The 15786-nt window shown below is 72.3% G+C and carries 17 protein-coding genes; 6 read left to right on the top strand and 11 right to left on the bottom strand.

Annotated elements, in window-relative coordinates:
• Positions 1 to 19 precede the first annotated feature (19 nt).
• Complete coding sequence (locus AB0927_RS16320; protein ID WP_366668241.1) at positions 20 to 1315, bottom strand: MFS transporter; 1296 nt, start codon at positions 1313 to 1315, stop codon at positions 20 to 22.
• A 62-nt stretch (positions 1316 to 1377) separates the two neighbouring features.
• Between AB0927_RS16320 and AB0927_RS16315 the strand changes: the two genes are divergently transcribed.
• Positions 1378 to 2328 (top strand): LysR family transcriptional regulator, encoded by a 951-nt coding sequence (locus AB0927_RS16315; protein ID WP_366668240.1) that lies wholly within the window; start codon positions 1378 to 1380, stop codon positions 2326 to 2328.
• A 21-nt stretch (positions 2329 to 2349) separates the two neighbouring features.
• Here the strand turns inward: AB0927_RS16315 and AB0927_RS16310 are convergent, their stop codons facing one another.
• Positions 2350 to 3114 (bottom strand): alpha/beta hydrolase, encoded by a 765-nt coding sequence (locus AB0927_RS16310; RefSeq protein WP_366668239.1) that lies wholly within the window; start codon positions 3112 to 3114, stop codon positions 2350 to 2352.
• Positions 3115 to 3259: 145 nt separating this feature from the next.
• Between AB0927_RS16310 and AB0927_RS16305 the strand changes: the two genes are divergently transcribed.
• Both AB0927_RS16305 and AB0927_RS16300 read left to right on the top strand, forming a co-directional pair.
• Positions 3260 to 4447: an adenosine deaminase gene (locus AB0927_RS16305; RefSeq protein ID WP_366668238.1), complete on the top strand. Its 1188-nt coding sequence runs from the start codon at positions 3260 to 3262 to the stop codon at positions 4445 to 4447.
• A gap of 174 nt (positions 4448 to 4621) precedes the next feature.
• Positions 4622 to 4957, top strand: coding sequence for an ATP-binding protein (locus tag AB0927_RS16300; protein ID WP_366668237.1), 336 nt, complete (start codon positions 4622 to 4624; stop codon positions 4955 to 4957).
• Between the two features lie 65 nt (positions 4958 to 5022).
• Here AB0927_RS16300 and AB0927_RS16295 read toward each other — a convergent pair whose 3' ends face one another.
• The 5 genes from AB0927_RS16295 to afsQ1 form a co-directional block, all read right to left on the bottom strand.
• A complete protein-coding gene (locus AB0927_RS16295; protein ID WP_366668236.1) occupies positions 5023 to 5226 on the bottom strand; it encodes a PspC domain-containing protein in 204 nt (67 codons plus the stop codon).
• A gap of 78 nt (positions 5227 to 5304) precedes the next feature.
• The gene (locus AB0927_RS16290; RefSeq protein WP_366668235.1) at positions 5305 to 5868 is read right to left on the bottom strand and encodes a VanZ family protein; all 564 of its coding nucleotides are present in this window, start codon (positions 5866 to 5868) and stop codon (positions 5305 to 5307) included.
• Positions 5869 to 6130: 262 nt separating this feature from the next.
• On the bottom strand, positions 6131 to 6754 hold the full coding sequence (locus AB0927_RS16285) for a hypothetical protein (RefSeq protein ID WP_366668234.1): 624 nt from the start codon (positions 6752 to 6754) through the stop codon (positions 6131 to 6133).
• A complete protein-coding gene (locus tag AB0927_RS16280) occupies positions 6754 to 8364 on the bottom strand; it encodes a HAMP domain-containing sensor histidine kinase (RefSeq protein WP_366668233.1) in 1611 nt (536 codons plus the stop codon). Before AB0927_RS16280 ends, AB0927_RS16285 begins: the two co-directional genes overlap by 1 nt.
• Positions 8361 to 9038, bottom strand: coding sequence for a two-component system response regulator AfsQ1 (gene afsQ1, locus AB0927_RS16275; protein WP_106980762.1), 678 nt, complete (start codon positions 9036 to 9038; stop codon positions 8361 to 8363). The genes AB0927_RS16280 and afsQ1 overlap by 4 nt, the downstream gene beginning before the upstream one ends.
• A gap of 286 nt (positions 9039 to 9324) precedes the next feature.
• Between afsQ1 and AB0927_RS16270 the strand changes: the two genes are divergently transcribed.
• Positions 9325 to 10116, top strand: coding sequence for a SigE family RNA polymerase sigma factor (locus AB0927_RS16270; RefSeq protein ID WP_366668232.1), 792 nt, complete (start codon positions 9325 to 9327; stop codon positions 10114 to 10116).
• A gap of 183 nt (positions 10117 to 10299) precedes the next feature.
• Here the strand turns inward: AB0927_RS16270 and AB0927_RS16265 are convergent, their stop codons facing one another.
• Entirely contained in the window at positions 10300 to 10902 is a 603-nt protein-coding gene (locus tag AB0927_RS16265; RefSeq protein ID WP_366668296.1) for a uridine kinase, read from the bottom strand.
• Positions 10903 to 11062: 160 nt separating this feature from the next.
• Here AB0927_RS16265 and AB0927_RS16260 point away from each other — a divergent pair, with 160 nt between their 5' ends.
• Positions 11063 to 11467, top strand: coding sequence for a hypothetical protein (locus AB0927_RS16260; RefSeq protein WP_366668231.1), 405 nt, complete (start codon positions 11063 to 11065; stop codon positions 11465 to 11467).
• A gap of 87 nt (positions 11468 to 11554) precedes the next feature.
• On the opposite strand, the gene AB0927_RS16255 is transcribed toward AB0927_RS16260, so the two are convergent.
• Genes AB0927_RS16255 through deoC form a run of 3 tightly spaced genes read right to left on the bottom strand, consistent with a single transcriptional unit; the run spans position 11555 to position 14875 of the window.
• Positions 11555 to 12439 carry an aldehyde dehydrogenase family protein gene (locus AB0927_RS16255; RefSeq protein WP_366668230.1) on the bottom strand — a complete coding sequence of 295 codons (885 nt, stop codon included), beginning with the start codon at positions 12437 to 12439 and terminating at the stop codon, positions 11555 to 11557.
• The gene (locus AB0927_RS16250) at positions 12432 to 13895 is read right to left on the bottom strand and encodes an aldehyde dehydrogenase family protein (protein WP_366668295.1); all 1464 of its coding nucleotides are present in this window, start codon (positions 13893 to 13895) and stop codon (positions 12432 to 12434) included. Before AB0927_RS16250 ends, AB0927_RS16255 begins: the two co-directional genes overlap by 8 nt.
• A gap of 20 nt (positions 13896 to 13915) precedes the next feature.
• Positions 13916 to 14875, bottom strand: coding sequence for a deoxyribose-phosphate aldolase (gene deoC / locus AB0927_RS16245; RefSeq protein WP_366668294.1), 960 nt, complete (start codon positions 14873 to 14875; stop codon positions 13916 to 13918).
• Between the two features lie 175 nt (positions 14876 to 15050).
• Between deoC and AB0927_RS16240 the strand changes: the two genes are divergently transcribed.
• Positions 15051 to 15737, top strand: coding sequence for a PH domain-containing protein (locus AB0927_RS16240; protein WP_366668229.1), 687 nt, complete (start codon positions 15051 to 15053; stop codon positions 15735 to 15737).
• The last annotated feature ends 49 nt before the right edge of the window (positions 15738 to 15786 follow it).

Below are 15786 nucleotides of genomic sequence, written 5' to 3'. Positions count from 1 at the left end.
AGGCGGGGGGCTCAGCGGGTCATGCTGCGAGCGGCTCGCGCGCCGCCACCCGCGCCGCCCGGGAGCCGAGCACCGTGATGGCCACGACGCCGAGGACCGCGAGGAGCCCGACGCCCACCGTGCCGGGCCAGCCGCCCGCGTGGAAGGCGAGCGCGCCGACCGTGCTGCCGACGCTGGAGCCGATGTAGTAGGCGGACTGGTAGAGCGCGGAGGCCTGGGCGCGGCCGTGGGTGGCGGTCTTGCTGACGGCCGAGGAGGCGGCCGCGTGGCCGGCGAAGAAGCCCGCGGTGATCAGCACCAGGCCGAGCAGGACCAGGGGGAGGGACGCGGCCAGGGAGAGGAGCAGGCCCGCCGCCGTCGTGCCGCCCGCCAGGTACAGCGCGCCGCGCCGGCCCAGCCGGCCCACCAGCCGGCCCGCCGTGGACGCCGAGACCGTGCCCACCAGGTAGACCAGGAAGATCGAGCCCACGATGCCCTGCGGCAGCCCGAACGGCGCGCCCGTCAGCCGGTAGCCGATCACCGTGTACACGCCGCCGAACACCGTCATGAACAGCGCGCCGATCACGTACAGACGGCGCAGCAGCGGGTCCGAGAGGTGGGCGCGGACCGTGCCGAGCAGCACCCGGGGACGCAGCGAGCCCGCCGTGAAGTGCCGCGGAGCTGGCAGCAGCAGCCGGAACGCCACCGCGCAGCCGACCGCGATCAGCCCGATCACGCCGACCGACACCCGCCAGCCCCACATCTGCGCCACCCAGCCGGTGATCACCCGGCCGCTCATGCCGCCGACGCTGTTGCCCGCGACGAACAGGCCGATCGCCGTGACCAGCGCCCGCGGGCGCACCTCCTCGGCCAGATACGCCTGCGCCGAGGCGGGCAGTCCGGCCAGGGCCGCGCCCTGCACCGCGCGCAGCGCCACCAGCGCGCCGATCGACGGCGCGAAGGGCACCAGCAGGCCGACGGCCACCGCGACCACCAGCGAGGCGGTCATCACCGTGCGACGCCCGAAGCGCTCCGACAGGGCGCTCATCGGCAGCACGAACAGCGCGAGCCCGCCGGTCGCGGCCGCCACGGTCCAGCTCGCCTCGCTCGCCGCGACCCCGAAGTCGTCGGAGATCAGCGGCAGCAGGGCCTGGGTGGAGTACAGCAGGGCGAAGGTCGCGACTCCGGCGAGGAAGAGGGCGAGGCTCATCCGGCGGTAGCCGGGGCCGCCCGGGGTCAGCCGGGAGTCGGAGACGCCGGTGTCGGAGGAGGAGGCGGTGACGACGGGGGACGCGGCGTCCACGGTGGCGGACGCCCCGGTACTGGCGGGAGACATGCTTCGACCGTAGGGACGGACCTCTGATCCGTCCAATGCATGGAATCGCCATAATCGTTCCCATGGAGCATCAGCAGAGGTCAGAGCAGAGACTGTCACCATCCGGTGACACAGAAGACATGGCGCTGTTGCTCGCGCCCCGCCTCGCCTACTTCGCCGGCGTGGCCCGGAACGAGCACGTCACCCGCGCCGCCCAGGAGCTGAACGTCCCCCAGTCCACCCTCTCCCGCGCGATGGCCCGCCTGGAACAGGACCTGGGCGTCGAACTCTTCGCCCGCCGCGGCCGCACCCTCGTCCTCACCACGGCCGGCCGCACCTTCCTCGCCTCCGTCGAACGCGCCCTCGGCGAGGTGGAACGGGCCGCCGAAGAGGTCCGCGCCGACGCCGACCCGGCCACCGGCAAGGTCGCCTTCGGGTTCCTGCACACCATGGGCGCCGAGACGGTGCCCGGACTGCTGGGCGCCTTCCGCGCCGAGCACCCGCGCATCCGCTTCAGCCTGGTCCAGAACTACGGCGAGGCCATGCTGGAGGGCATGCGCGCCGGCCGCCTCGACCTGTGCCTGACCTCTCCCGTCCCGGACGCCCCCGACCTCGTCGTGCGCCGCCTGGACGAGCAGAAGCTCCGCCTGGTCGTCCCCGCCGACCATCCGCTGGCCGGCCGCCGCCGGATCCGGCTGGCCGAGGCGGCCGAGGAGAACTTCGTCACCCTGGAGCCCGGCTACGGCCTGCGGCGCATCACCGACGCCCTGTGCCGCGAGGCCGGGTTCGCGCCCCGGATCGCCTTCGAGGGGGAGGAGGCGGAGACGCTGCGGGGGCTGGTCGCGGCCGGACTCGGGGTCGCGCTGCTGCCGCCGCCGACGGTGCCGAGGCCGGGGGTGGTGGAACTGACCGTCACCGCGCCGCGTGCCGTCCGCGAGATCGGCGTCGCCTGGCCGGCCGACCGCGCGGACACCCCGCCGGTCGCCGCCTTCAAGAAGTTCCTGCTGTCGAGGCGGGGGAACCTGCTCGCCTGAAGGGGGCCCGCCACCGCGGGTTCACCGCCGCAGCGACCTGCCGAACCCGGCCGCCAGCGGCATCCGCAGCCCGATCGGCGGCGGCGCCGCCAGCGCGTCCTCGACCGGCCGGGAGACCGGGTGCCCGAACAGCGCGCCCCGCATGAAGTCGGCGGCCAGGGACTCCACTTCGTCCCGGTGGCCGCCCAGCCGGTGCCCGTCGGAGTGCACCTCGAACCGGCACACCTCCCGGTTCACCTTCTTCGCCCGCGCCGCGAGCCGGAACGACAACTCCGGGTCACTGCGCTCGTCGTTCGTGCCGTGCACGATCAGCACCCGCCGCCCCACCAGCTGCTTCACCGGCTCGGCGGGCGCGGCCACGTCCTCCTCGGGCAGCCAGGGGGCCAGCGCCACCACCGAGTTGACGGCCTCGTGCCCGCCCGCCCGCAGCGCCGCCCGGCCGCCCATGTCGACGCCGACCAGGCAGACGGGAACATCCCCGTACCGCCGTACGACCTCGTCGGCGGCCCATTCCGCGTCGGCGGCCAGATGCGCCTCGCTGCCGTTCCACCCCCGGTAGCGGTAGCGGACGGTGTGCACGGCCAGCCCCTCCCCCCGGCCCGTGCGGACGAACCGCCGGCCCAGCGAGCGGACCAACGCCGGTGCCCCCATCAGGGAGGACGGCCTGCGCGCGGAGATCTCCTCCCCGCCGGGCAGCAGCAGCACCGCCCCGCACACCGAATCCGGCACCGGCCCGACCGCCCTGCCCAGCCCGGCCGTTCGGACCGGCGTCGCTTGCTGTCCCATGGCAGAACAGTGTCAGAAGGCGCGGCGTACGAAACCCGTACGGCCGGTCACCGTTGGGTATCGGCGTAAAGGCGACGGAAAACGTCCGGCCAAGTCCGGGTGCGGAGCCGGAGATTTCTACGCGCGTAGGCGTTACAGTGCGGAAATGACGAGCCAGACTGCACCGAAGGGGACCGTCCCGGCGAATGTCCCGGGGCGTGTACCGACGCCGGACCAGATCCGCCGGGCGCCCAAGGTACTGCTGCACGATCATCTCGACGGCGGGCTCCGGCCGGGCACCGTCGTCGCACTCGCCCAGGACGCCGGGTACCGGGAACTCCCCGAGACCGACCCCGGCAAGCTGGGCATCTGGTTCCAGGAGGCCGCCGACTCCGGCTCGCTGGAACGCTATCTGGAGACCTTCCGGCACACCGTCGGCGTGATGCAGACACGGGAGGCCCTGGTGAGGGTCGCCCGGGAGTGCGCCGAGGACCTCGCCGAGGACGGCGTGGTCTACGCCGAGGTGCGGTACGCGCCCGAGCAGCACCTGGCCCGGGGGCTGGCCCTGGAAGAGGTCGTCGAGGCCGTCAACGAGGGGTTCCGGCAGGGCGAACGGCTCGCCCGCGAGAACGGCCGGCGGATCCGGGTCGGCGCCCTGCTCACCGCCATGCGGCACGCGGCCCGCTCCCTGGAGATCGCCGAACTCGCCAACCGCTACCGGGACTCCGGCGTCGTCGGCTTCGACATCGCCGGCGCCGAGGCCGGACACCCGCCCACCCGGCACCTGGACGCCTTCGAGTACCTCAAGCGCGAGAACAACCACTTCACCATCCATGCCGGCGAGGCCTTCGGACTGCCCTCCATCTGGCAGGCGCTCCAGTGGTGCGGCGCCGACCGGCTCGGGCACGGGGTGCGGATCATCGACGACATCGAGGTCCGGCCGGACGGGTCGGTGCGGCTCGGACGGCTCGCGTCGTACGTCCGGGACAAGCGGATCCCGCTGGAACTGTGCCCCACCTCCAACCTCCAGACGGGGGCCGCGACCTCGTACGCCGAGCATCCGATCGGGCTGCTGCGCAAGCTCTTGTTCCGGGCCACGGTCAACACCGACAACCGGCTCATGTCGCACACCAGCATGAGCCAGGAGTTCGAGCATCTTGTCGACGCGTTCGGTTACACGCTCGACGACCTCCAGTGGTTCTCTGTCAATGGGATGAAATCAGCGTTCATTCCTTTCGATGAACGGCTTGCGATGATCAATGACGTCATCAAGCCCGGCTATGCCGAGCTGAAATCCGAATGGCTGTTTCAGCAGACGTCTCCCACCAGCGGCTCCGCGGGATCGGAAGGGTAAGCCACCGCTTCTTTCGGCGTGAGATGCGGACGTGTTTTCACAGGGCGTCCGCATTTCGGTGTTTGCGGGACGGAGCGCGGCGTGTTTACGGTCGGAGTCCGCTCGGATCGTTTGCGATCCCCGGATCTTCTGTGATCCGCAGTCCCCGTCTCCGCATTCAAGGACGCATTCACCATGAAGCAGTCTGCCGCCAAGACCCTCGGTGTCGCCGCCCTCGGTGCCGCCTTCGCCGCCCTCGGCGCGGGCGCCGCCCACGCGGCACCCGCCGCCGACGCCACGCAGACCCTGAACGGCGTCACCAGGAACCTGCCGGCCGAGTCCGTCGTGCCCGGGACCGTCGGCACCCTCGCGCAGGGCCAGGGCGCCGTGGCCTCCGGGGTGGCCGCCGCGCAGCCGGCCGTGCGGCGGATGCACGCCCAGGGGTCGCCCGGGATGCTCGGCGGACTGCCGCTGAACAACACGGGCCTGCCCACGCAGGGCATGGGGGTGAACGGGGTCCCGCTCGGCTGACGCCGCCGCCCGCCCGCCGCCGGTGTGTCCCGGAACCGACCGGGGCGCCCCGGCGGCGTGGCGCGTCACCAGCTGGTGGCGCGGGCCTTGTCCTCGGCCGGCAGCAGGATCCACAGGGCTATGTACAACAGGAACTGGGGGCCCGGCAGCAGACAGGACAGCACGAAGATCACCCGCATCGTGGTGGCGGAGGTGCCGAAGCGGCGGGCCAGGCCCGCGCACACTCCGCCGATCATGCGGCCGTGGGTGGGTCGGGCAAGGGCGGTCATGACACATCCTCCGTGGTCGTCGGTCGGCTCGATCAGCTGTCTACGACGATACGGACACGAAGGGGACGAAGCGTCACTCTAAGGAGCGATTCCGACCCTGGGAATCGTCGGGGTACGCCCCTGAGAAAGCCCCTCGTGGAAGACGGCCGGCTCGGCCTCAGGCCGCTGGTGCAACCGCTCCGACCTGCGCAGACGCGCGCGGGCCGCGGGGACGACGAGCAGGTGGGCCAGGATCACCCCGGCGGTGTTCAACAGCACCGAGTCGACGTCCACGACCCGCCCCGGGACGCCGGTCTGCAACAGGGCGATGCCGAGCGAGACCAGACTGGCCGCGGCGGCGGTGCGCAGCAGCGAGGCGAGCGGCGACACGGTGAGCCTGCCGTGCGCCATCGGCAGCAGCACGCCGAGCGGCGCGAGCAGCCCGAGCCCTTCGCCCAGCGGCTTCACCGCGGCCGGCCACCCCCGCGCCAGATCCGCGCGGATACCGGCCAGCGGGTGCAGGTTGGGCGGCGTCACCCACGGCACGTCCAGCGGCCGCAGCATCAGCCAGGCGACGAAGACGAGGTGGGCGAGGAGGAGGATGCCTCCTGCCGCCCGGACGCGGATGACGGCGCCGCCGTCGAAGTCCCCTTGACGCTGCACGCCCCCCAAGACGCGCGGGTCCGCACGATCGGTTCCGCATCGGGCGGCGGCCTGTGCCGGGCCGGTGCCCGGGCCCGGCCGGGGGCGGGGCCGTTCGCCCACGCCGGCGGGGTCGCGGCCGTACCCGGCCCCCGGAACCGGCATCCGCGATCCGCGCGGTCGATCTCCTGCCAAGTGGCCCCGCGGGAAGGCGTAACCGGCGTGTCCGACGGAGCCGTCGCCGTGGCGCGTGACACCAGGGTCGGATGTCCCCGGTAGCCCGCTACCCCACTCCCTGCTGCACCTCACTCGCCGGCGGCGCCGTCGTGCCCGGGTGCTCGCGGACGTCGTCCGTGCACGCGTAGCGGCGCAGCGGCGCCGGGGCCGGGCCGCCCAGGGTCACCGAGCCGTCGCCCTCCGCCGCGGCGGAGTCGGAGAGGGTGCAGACGAGCTGGGCCAGGGCCGGGGCGGGGAGGCCGGAGGGGGCGGTGCCGAGCCGGAGGGTGTCCTCGGGGTCGCGCGGAGCGGGGCCGGAGACGGACAGGCCGCCCGGGACGCGGGTGGTGTAGCCCGCCGAGCGTTCCGCCGACGAGGGGGCCGCGGCCAGCTGGTCCAGCAGGCCCTGGGCCACCATCACCCGGCGGCGGGCGTCGGGGGTGCCCTCGGGGACCCGGACCGTGCGGTCCACCGTCACCAGGGAGTCCCCGCACAGCAGGAAGACCTGGACGGGCACGCCCTGCTGCGTCGCCGGGTCCGGGCCCGCCAGTGAGCACGGGACCCGCGAAGGGGCCGGGCCGAAGTCGGTCGGGACCTGGGTGGCGCGTATGCCGCAGCCGGTGAGCAGCACGCCCAGGAGGGGGAGGGCCAGGAGCCGGCGCCGTCGCGTTCGTCGTCGTACCGTCGTCATCACTCCTCCTCCCCCTTCGCCGCGTTCCCGTCCTTCTTTCCGTCCTTCTTCCCGTCCTTCTCCTCGGCCGGTTCCTCCGTCGGTTCCTCCGTCGTTTCCGACGTGTCCCGTGGCAGCCGGAGTGTGAACACCGCGCCGCCCTCGGGTGAGTTGGCCGCCGTGATCTCGCCGCCGTGGATGTGCGCGTTCTCCATCGCGATGGAGAGGCCGAGGCCACTGCCCTCCGAGCGGGGGCGGGAGGCGCTGGCCTTGTAGAAGCGGTCGAAGACGTGGGGGAGTACCTCTTCGGGGATGCCCGGGCCGTGGTCGCGGACCTGGATGACCACCGAGTCGGGCGCCTCGCGCACCGAGACGCGCACCGGCGAGCCCCCGTGCTTGAGGGCGTTGCCGATCAGGTTGGCCAGGATCACGTCGAGGCGGCGCGGGTCGAGGCGGACGTGGATGCCGCGCTCGGCGTCCAGCTCCACCGCGTCCAGCCAGGCGCGGGCGTCGATGCACGCGGTGATCAGGTCGGCGACGTCGACGTCGTCCAGGACCAGCCGGGCGGTGCCCGCGTCGAAGCGGGTGACCTCCATCAGGTTCTCGACCAGGTTGTTCAGGCGGCGCGTCTCGCTGACGACCAGGCGGACCGCCGGCTCGATCATCGGGTCGATGCCGCCCGCCTCCGACTCCAGCTCCTCCTCCAGCACCTCCGTCACGGCGGTGATGGCGGTCAACGGCGTACGCAGCTCATGGCTCATGTCGGCGACGAAGCGCCGGGACGCCTCGTCCCGTCCGGCCATCTCCGCGACCCGCTTCTCCAGCGCCTCCGCCGCGTTGTTGAACGTCCGGGACAGATCGGCGAGTTCATCGGTCCCCGAGACCCGCAGCCGGGTGTCCAGCCTGCCCTCGCCGAGCCGCCGGGCGGCGACGCCGAGGCGGTGCACCGGTTTCAGCACGGTCGTGGCGGCGGCCTGCGCGAGCAGCGCGGCGCCGATCAGCGCGAGACCGGTGGCGATGCCCAACGACCAGGCCAGCGAGTTGAGATCCTTCGCCTCCGGCTCCAGGGACTTCGCCATGTAGCCGGTCGGACCGCCGCCGATCACCCGCGTGCCCGCCACGAGGTACGGCGTGCCGTGTTCCACGACCCGCTGCCAGTACAGGTGGTACGGCTGTCTGTTGGTGTCGCCGGTCTCCTGCCGCCGGTTCACCGCCGTACGCAGCGACTTGGGCACGTCCTCCAGCGAGAACCCGTTGATCCCGCCCGAGTTGCCGTACACCGTCTTGCCGTGCGCGTCCTGGCCGACCAGCAGCACGCTGAAGCTCTGGCTGCTGGCCGCCATCTGCCCGGCGGTGCGCTGGAGTTCGTCCTGGGTGGGGCGGGCCGGAAGCGCGCCCGCGCGGTTCTGCATCTCCTGGCGGAAGTCGCGCAGCACCGCGTCCTGGGCGCGGGTGAGCACCGCCTCGCGGTTGAGCCAGTAGGCGATGCCCGACGCCGACACCGCGGCGGTGAGGGCGACCAGCCCGAAGACCACGACGAGCCGCAGCCGCAGACTGGTGAACCTGAGCCGGGACAGACTTCCCCTGCGGCCCGCGGCCCAGCCGCGCAGCCCCCCTCGCGTATCGCTCACTGAGGAGCGTCCAGGCGGTAGCCGACACCACGGACCGTACGGATCAGGGTCGGGGACGAGGGCACGTCCTCCACCTTGGCGCGCAGCCGCTGCACACACGCGTCCACCAGGCGGGAGTCGCCCAGGTAGTCGTGCTCCCACACCAGCCGCAGCAACTGCTGGCGGGACAGCGCCTGGCCGGGCCGCCGGCTCAGTTCCAGGAGCAGCCGCAGCTCGGTCGGGGTGAGCTGGAGGTCCTCGCCGTTCTTCGTCACGGTCATCGCCGAGCGGTCGATGACCAGGTTGCCGAAGGTCGCCGAGTCGCTGGACTCGCGCTCCCCGCGCCGCAGCACGGCCCGGATCCGGGCGTCCAGCACCCGGCCCTGGACCGGCTTGACCACGTAGTCGTCGGCGCCGGACTCCAGTCCGACGACCACGTCGATGTCGTCGCTGCGCGCGGTCAGCAGGATGATCGGCAGCTGGTCGGTGCGCCGGATGCGCCGGCACACCTCGAAACCGTCGATGCCGGGCAGCATCACGTCCAGCACGATCAGGTCCGGCCGCTGCTCGCGCAGCAGCTTCAGACCGTCCTCGCCGCTGGCAGCGGTGGCCACCCGGTGTCCCTGGCGCGTCAGTGAGAGCTCCAGGGCCGTACGGATGGCGTCGTCGTCCTCGATCAGCAACAGGGAAGGCACCCACTCATTCTGGCCCATGGACGGGGTGTCGTACGACCTGTCGGCATGAGCCCCGCGCTATCGCCACGGCCTGTGCACTTCCTGTGACGCCGCCGAGGGCGGGAGGCCCTGTGACAGGTCTGTGACAGTCGGCGGACACGGCGATGATGTGACCCCGGCAGTCTTTTGGTCACGGGCACGGCGAACAACCGGATCCGGCCCAACCGGCCGGAAACAGCCCGGAGCACGACCGGGCGAGTCCCGGAGCAGGACCGAAGCACCGGAACTCCACGACGGGGAGCGCGAGATGAACACGCTGCACAGCATCAGCACCAGCGCAGTGGTCACGCGTCTGCACGACGTGCACCGGGGTTCGGAGAAGACCGGTGCCGACGGGGGGTCCTCCCGCACGAGCGCGTTCGAGCGTGGGGGAGCACGGGGGTGCGCCCGCGGCACCGGGCGTCAGCACGCCGCCTACGGGCAGCAGCAGCCGTACATGTCGATGGTCGACGCGCGTCCGGGGGAGACGCACGGGGGGAGCGCGTACAGGGAGGAGCAGGGGGAGCGTCGTTCGCTGACGGAGGCGGAGTTCACCGCCTACGTCCAGGAGCGCCGTGCCTCCCTGTACGCCACCGCCTACCACCTGACCGGCGACCGCTTCGAGGCCGAGGACCTGTTGCAGAGCGCGCTGTTCTCGACCTACCGGGCGTGGGACCGGATCAGCGACAAGGCGGCCGTCGGCGGATACCTCCGTCGCACGATGACGAACCTGCACATCAGCGCCTGGCGGCGGCGCAAGCTCAACGAGTACCCGACCGAGGAACTGCCCGAGACGCCCGGCGAGACGGACGCGATGCGCGGCACCGAACTGCGCGCGGTCCTGTGGCAGGCACTGGCCCGGCTGCCCGAACTGCAGCGCACCATGCTGGTCCTGCGCTACTACGAGGGCCGTACGGACCCGGAGATCGCGGACATACTCAACATCAGTGTCGGCACGGTGAAGTCCAGCATCTGGCGCTCGCTGCGCCGGCTGCGCGAGGACGAGGTCCTCAGCTTCGGCCGTGACGAGGAGAACGCCTTCGGCGAACTGGTCGCCTGAGGTAGGGGGGAACGGGGGCCGGGCCGCTGGGGGGCGGCCCGGACAGCACGGGGGAACACGGGGGAACGCGGGGAACCACTGTGGGGGTGGTGAACCGTGGGGGAGGAACAGAAGAGGGGCTGGTCGGGCCGGGGGCCCGACCAGCCCCTCTTTGCCGTCCGCGGTCCACCGGGGGTACGACGGTCACGCCGCCGACTGCTGCCGTGCCTGCCGCCCCGCCGCCGCGGCCGCGAGCCGGCCGAGGGCCTCGTCCCGGTCGCACGGGTGGGCGCCCAGGGACACCTGGCGGGAGATGATCGTGCGTTCCGCGCGCATCAGCCGCCAGCCGCGGCGCAGCAGGAACGGCACCGACTTGCGGCCCTCCTTCAGGTCGCGCACGAAGCGCCGCCGGAAGGTGGTGACCGATCCGCGGCTCAGGCACAGCGCGTCGGCGAGGACCCCGAGTTCCCGGCAGCGCTCGACGATCTCCGCGGCGAAGATGCCCTCGGCGATGAACAGCGGGGTACGGCCCAGCCGCAGCGTCTCCTCGCCGGTACGGGCGCTGAGCGAGATGTCGTACACCGGCACCGGCGTCGAACCCGTGGCGCACAGCCGGGTGATGGCGTCGAGGGCGACCTGCGCGTCCCACGAGCCGGGGTGGTCCCAGTCGATGTCCGAACTTCCCTCCACCAGGGGCAGAGTCGGGTCGTCGGCCTCCTTGTAGAAGTCGTCCAGGCGCAGCACGGGCAGCCCGGAACGGGCGGCGACCAGGGACTTGCCCGAACCCGAGGGGCCGCACAGCAGCACGACACGGGCGGGGGACGGGGGATGAATGCTCACGGAACACCAGTTTGACGCATGGCGTGCCGCCTGCCGACCCCGCGGTTCGCTTTTGAAGCGCGGGTCACGCCTCAACTACCCTGTGTCGCGACATCATTACCCTGCGCACCAGAAGGTGGCACCAGCGATGGCCCGACACAGCAAGCCGCAGTACCCCACCGCCCGCCGTGCCCTGTTCGCGCTCGTGACCGCCGGCGCGGCGCTGGGCGCGGGCGCGGCGACGGCCCACGCGGACGCGGCCGCCCCGCACGGGAAGGCGCCGGGCCACTCGGCCCCCTTGGGCGACATCGACCCCCAGGCCGGGCTCACGGCCCTGGCCGGTTCGGCCGGCTACGCCACGGAACCGGTCGCCGGCCTCAAGCCCAACCCCCTGGCGGGCACCGGCGTCGACCCCCTCGACAACGGAGTGGGCACCCGGGTCGCCGACTTCAAGCCGGTGGACTCCCGCATGCTGACGGCCCCGGTCGCGGAGGCGAAATCGGTGGGGGAGGTGCCGGTGGCGGGCCGGCTGGTGTCGGCGCCGGGCAACTGAGGGCGTCCGGGAAGGGCCGCGGGGAACCGCGCGGTCGGCCGGACGCGACCCGCGCCCGGCCGACGGCGGTTCCCCGCCCGGACCCCGTCAGTAGGACGAACCCGCCGCGCCCAGCGCGCCCGTGGTGTGCCAGACGGTCTTCGTCTCCAGGAAGGCCGTCATCCGCTCGGTTCCCGGCGTCTCGGCCCAGTCCACAGCCTGTGGACGCAGCACCCGCTTCAGATTGTCGGCCGCCGCGATCTCCAGCTCCTTCGCCAGCTCCTCGTCCGCGCCCGCGAGGTCGATCGCGTTGACGTCCTGGTGCGCGGCCAGGGGCGCCGCGATCTCCGCCGTCCGGCCGGAGAGGATGTTCACCACGCCGCCCGGCACGTCGGAGGTGGCCAGGACCTCGGCCAGGGACAGGGCGGGCAGCGGGGCCTTCTCGGCGGCGACGACGATCGCCGTGTTGCCGGTGGCGATCACCGGGGCGAGGACCGAGACCAGACCGAGGAACGACGAGTCCTGGGGGGCCAGTACGGCCACCACGCCCGTCGGCTCCGGCGAGGAGAGGTTGAAGAACGGCCCGGCGACCGGGTTCGCGCCGCCGATCACCTGGGCGATCTTGTCGGTCCAGCCCGCGTACCAGACCCAGCGGTCGATCGCGGCGTCCACGACGGCCGCCGCCTTGGACTTCGACAGGCCCTCCGCCTCGGCCACCTCGCGCACGAACTGCTCGCGGCGGCCCTCCAGCATCTCGGCCACGCGGTACAGGACCTGACCGCGGTTGTACGCCGTCGCGCCCGACCAGCCGCCGAACGCCTTGCGTGCCGCGACCACCGCGTCCCGCGCGTCCTTGCGGGAGGACAGGGGAGCGTTGGCCAGCCAGTTGCCCTTCGCGTCGGTCACCTCGTACACCCGGCCGCTCTCGGAACGCGGGAACTTCCCGCCGACGTACAGCTTGTAGGTCTTGAAGACAGAAAGTCGGTCAGACATCGAGGTACGCCTCCAGGCCGTGGCGGCCGCCCTCGCGGCCGAAGCCCGACTCCTTGTAGCCGCCGAACGGCGAGGTCGGATCGAACTTGTTGAACGTGTTGGACCAGACGACCCCGGCGCGCAGCTTGCTCGCGACGGCCAGGATGCGGGAGCCCTTCTCGGACCAGATGCCCGCCGACAGGCCGTACTGCGTGTTGTTCGCCTTGGCGACCGCCTCGTCCGGGGTGCGGAAGGTGAGGACCGACAGCACCGGGCCGAAGATCTCCTCGCGGGCGATGGTGTGGGCCTGGGTGACGTTCGTGAAGAGCGTCGGCGCGAACCAGTAGCCGGAGGACGGCAGTTCGCAGGACGGGGACCAGCGCTCGGCGCCCTCCGCCTCGCCCGTCTCGGCCAGCGAGGTGATCCGGGCAAGCTGCTCGGCGGAGTTGATCGCGCCGATGTCGGTGTTCTTGTCCAGCGGGTCGCCCAGGCGCAGCGTGGACAGGCGGCGCTTGAGCGAGTCCAGCAGTTCGTCCTGGATCGACTCCTGGACGAGCAGGCGGGAGCCGGCGCAGCAGACCTGGCCCTGGTTGAAGAAGATGCCGTTCACGATGCCCTCGACGGCCTGGTCGACGGGGGCGTCGTCGAAGACGATGTTCGCGCCCTTGCCGCCCAGTTCGAGGGTGAGCTTCTTGCGCGTGCCGGCCACGGTCCGCGCGATCTCCTTGCCGACCGCCGTCGAGCCGGTGAACGCGACCTTGTTCACGTCCGGGTGCCCGACCAGGGCCGCGCCGGTACGGCCGTCACCGGTCACGATGTTGACGACGCCCTTGGGCAGGCCCGCCTGGCGGCAGATGTCCGCGAAGAACAGGGCGGACAGCGGGGTCGTCTCGGCGGGCTTGAGGACCACCGTGTTGCCGGTCGCGAGCGCCGGGGCGATCTTCCAGGCCAGCATCAGCAGCGGGAAGTTCCAGGGGATGACCTGGCCGGCCACGCCGAGCGGGCGCGGGGCTGCGCCGCCCTGTCCGTCCGCCGTCCTGCGGCCGAACCCGGCGTACTCGAGCTTGTCGGCCCAGCCCGCGTAGTAGAAGAAGTGGGCCGCCACCAGGGGGAGGTCGGCGTCCCGCGTCTCCTTGATCGGCTTGCCGTTGTCCAGCGTCTCCAGGACGGCCAGTTCGCGGCTGCGCTCCTGGATGATCCGGGCGATGCGGAACAGGTACTTGGCGCGCTCGGAGCCGGGCAGCGCCGACCACTTCTCGAAGGCCTTGCGGGCGGCCCTGACCGCGCGGTCGACGTCCTCCTCGGAGGCCTCGGCGACCTCCGACAGCACCTCTTCGGTGGACGGCGAGACGGTCTTGAAGACCTTGCCGCCGGCGGCCTCGGTGAACTCGCCGTCGATGAACAGGCCGTAGGACGGCGCGATGTCGACGATCGAGCGGGACTCGGGCGCCGGTGCGTACTCGAATGCGGATGACAGCATTTCCATGTCCATGGGTCTCAGTCCACCGTCACGTAGTCAGGGCCGGAGTAACGTCCGGTGGCCAGCTTCTGCCGCTGCATCAGCAGGTCGTTCAGCAGCGAGGAGGCGCCGAAGCGGAACCAGTGGTTGTCCAGCCAGTCCGCGCCCGCCGTCTCGTTGACCAGGACGAGGAACTTGACGGCGTCCTTGCTGGTGCGGATGCCGCCGGCCGGCTTCACGCCGACCTGGACGCCGGTCTGGGCGCGGAAGTCGCGCACCGCCTCCAGCATCAGCAGGGTGTTGGCGGGCGTCGCGTTGACGGCGACCTTGCCCGTCGAGGTCTTGATGAAGTCGGCGCCCGCGAGCATGCCGAGCCAGGAGGCGCGGCGGATGTTGTCGTACGTCGACAGCTCGCCGGTCTCGAAGATGACCTTCAGCCGGGCGCTCGTCCCGCAGGCCTCCTTGACGGCGACGATCTCGTCGTACACCTTCAGGTACCTGCCCGCGAGGAACGCGCCGCGGTCGATGACCATGTCGATCTCGTCGGCGCCCGCGGCGACGGCCTCCCGCACGTCCGCGAGCTTCACCTCAAGGGCGGCGCGGCCGGCCGGGAAGGCGGTGGCGACCGAGGCGACCTTGACGCCGGAACCGGCGACGGCCTCCTTGGCGACGGCCACCATGTCCGGGTAGACGCAGACCGCGGCCGTGGCCGGGCTCGTGCGGTCCGTCGGGTCGGGGTGGACGGCCTTGGCGCCGAGCGCCCGGACCTTGCCCGGGGTGTCCGCGCCTTCCAGCGTCGTCAGGTCGACCATCGAGATGGCGAGGTCGATGGCGTACGCCTTCGCGGTGGTCTTGATGGAACGGGTGCCGAGCGACGCGGCGCGCGCCTCCAGGCCGACCGCGTCGACGCCGGGCAGCCCGTGCAGGAAGCGGCGCAGCGTGCTGTCGGACGCGGTGACGTCGGCGAGCGCATGTGCGGGGGGTGCAGTGGTGGGCATGGTCACCAGACGAGCATATCTACGCGCGTAGCGGCTGTACACCCCCGGGTCGGTTTCCGGGACCTCCACCACGGGGAGAGCACGGAGGATCACGGAACATCACGGAACATCACGGATGTGTACGGGTACCGGGGCACATGGCGGCGGTCGCGCGGGCGTCATGCACAATCAGGCCATGACGACCCCGGACCACAAGCCACCCGCGTCGCAGCCTCCGGTGCCCACCGTGAAGGACCGGATCTACCGCTCGCCCATGGGGCTCGCGGGCGGCGTGCTGCTGCTCGCGGTCGTGGCCTGGCTGGGCTTCGACGCGCTGTTCAAGGGCCACGGCCGCACCCCGTGGCTGGCGCTCGCCACGATGATCCTGGTCATTCCGCCGGTGATCGCCTTCACGCTGCGCCCGGCCGTGTTCGCCAACGAGGACCGGCTGCGGATCCGCAACCCGTACCGGGTGATCACCGTGCCGTGGGGCGAGGTCGAGGGCCTGCGCTCCAGTTTCACCAACGAGGTGCGCACCAAGTCGGGCACCACCTACCAGCTGTGGGCCGTCCCGGTGTCGCTGCGTGCCCGCAAGAAGGCCGAGCGGCGGGCGGCGGGCGCGGCCCGGCGGTCGGCGGGGGAGGCCGGGTTCGGCGGCAGGGGCCTCGGCTTCGGCGGGCTCACCGCCCGCGGCGCCGAGTCCATCGGGCCGACCCGGGCGGAGGGCGACAAGGTCATGGACGACCTGCGCGAACTCCTGGACCAGCGCGGGAACGCGGAGTCCGCCCAGGGCCGGACGACGATCCGCTGGGCCTACGAGGTGGCGGCGCCGACGCTGGCGGGGGCCGTACTGCTGGTGATCCTGCTCGTGACCGGCGGCTGAGAGGGCCGGCCGGGAAGGCGGCTGAGAAGGTTCGGCTGGCGAGGGGCAC

Origin of the sequence: Streptomyces sp. NPDC048106 (assembly GCF_040706415.1) — a bacterium.
Classification (GTDB): domain Bacteria; phylum Actinomycetota; class Actinomycetes; order Streptomycetales; family Streptomycetaceae; genus Streptomyces.
Note: the sequence above shows the minus strand (reverse complement) of the source record. Positions and strands in the feature narration are given on the sequence as shown.

Bases quoted from the DNA above. Each gene is read 5' to 3' on its own strand.
- AB0927_RS16320 (WP_366668241.1), bottom strand. From the start codon at position 1,315: ATGTCTCCCGCCAGTACCGGGGCGTCCGCCACCGTGGACGCCGCGTCC.
- AB0927_RS16315 (WP_366668240.1), top strand. From the start codon at position 1,378: ATGGAGCATCAGCAGAGGTCAGAGCAGAGACTGTCACCATCCGGTGAC.
- AB0927_RS16310 (WP_366668239.1), bottom strand. From the start codon at position 3,114: ATGGGACAGCAAGCGACGCCGGTCCGAACGGCCGGGCTGGGCAGGGCG.
- AB0927_RS16305 (WP_366668238.1), top strand. From the start codon at position 3,260: ATGACGAGCCAGACTGCACCGAAGGGGACCGTCCCGGCGAATGTCCCG.
- AB0927_RS16300 (WP_366668237.1), top strand. From the start codon at position 4,622: ATGAAGCAGTCTGCCGCCAAGACCCTCGGTGTCGCCGCCCTCGGTGCC.
- AB0927_RS16295 (WP_366668236.1), bottom strand. From the start codon at position 5,226: ATGACCGCCCTTGCCCGACCCACCCACGGCCGCATGATCGGCGGAGTG.
- AB0927_RS16285 (WP_366668234.1), bottom strand. From the start codon at position 6,754: ATGACGACGGTACGACGACGAACGCGACGGCGCCGGCTCCTGGCCCTC.
- AB0927_RS16270 (WP_366668232.1), top strand. From the start codon at position 9,325: ATGAACACGCTGCACAGCATCAGCACCAGCGCAGTGGTCACGCGTCTG.
- AB0927_RS16260 (WP_366668231.1), top strand. From the start codon at position 11,063: ATGGCCCGACACAGCAAGCCGCAGTACCCCACCGCCCGCCGTGCCCTG.
- AB0927_RS16255 (WP_366668230.1), bottom strand. From the start codon at position 12,439: ATGTCTGACCGACTTTCTGTCTTCAAGACCTACAAGCTGTACGTCGGC.
- deoC (WP_366668294.1), bottom strand. From the start codon at position 14,875: ATGCCCACCACTGCACCCCCCGCACATGCGCTCGCCGACGTCACCGCG.
- AB0927_RS16240 (WP_366668229.1), top strand. From the start codon at position 15,051: ATGACGACCCCGGACCACAAGCCACCCGCGTCGCAGCCTCCGGTGCCC.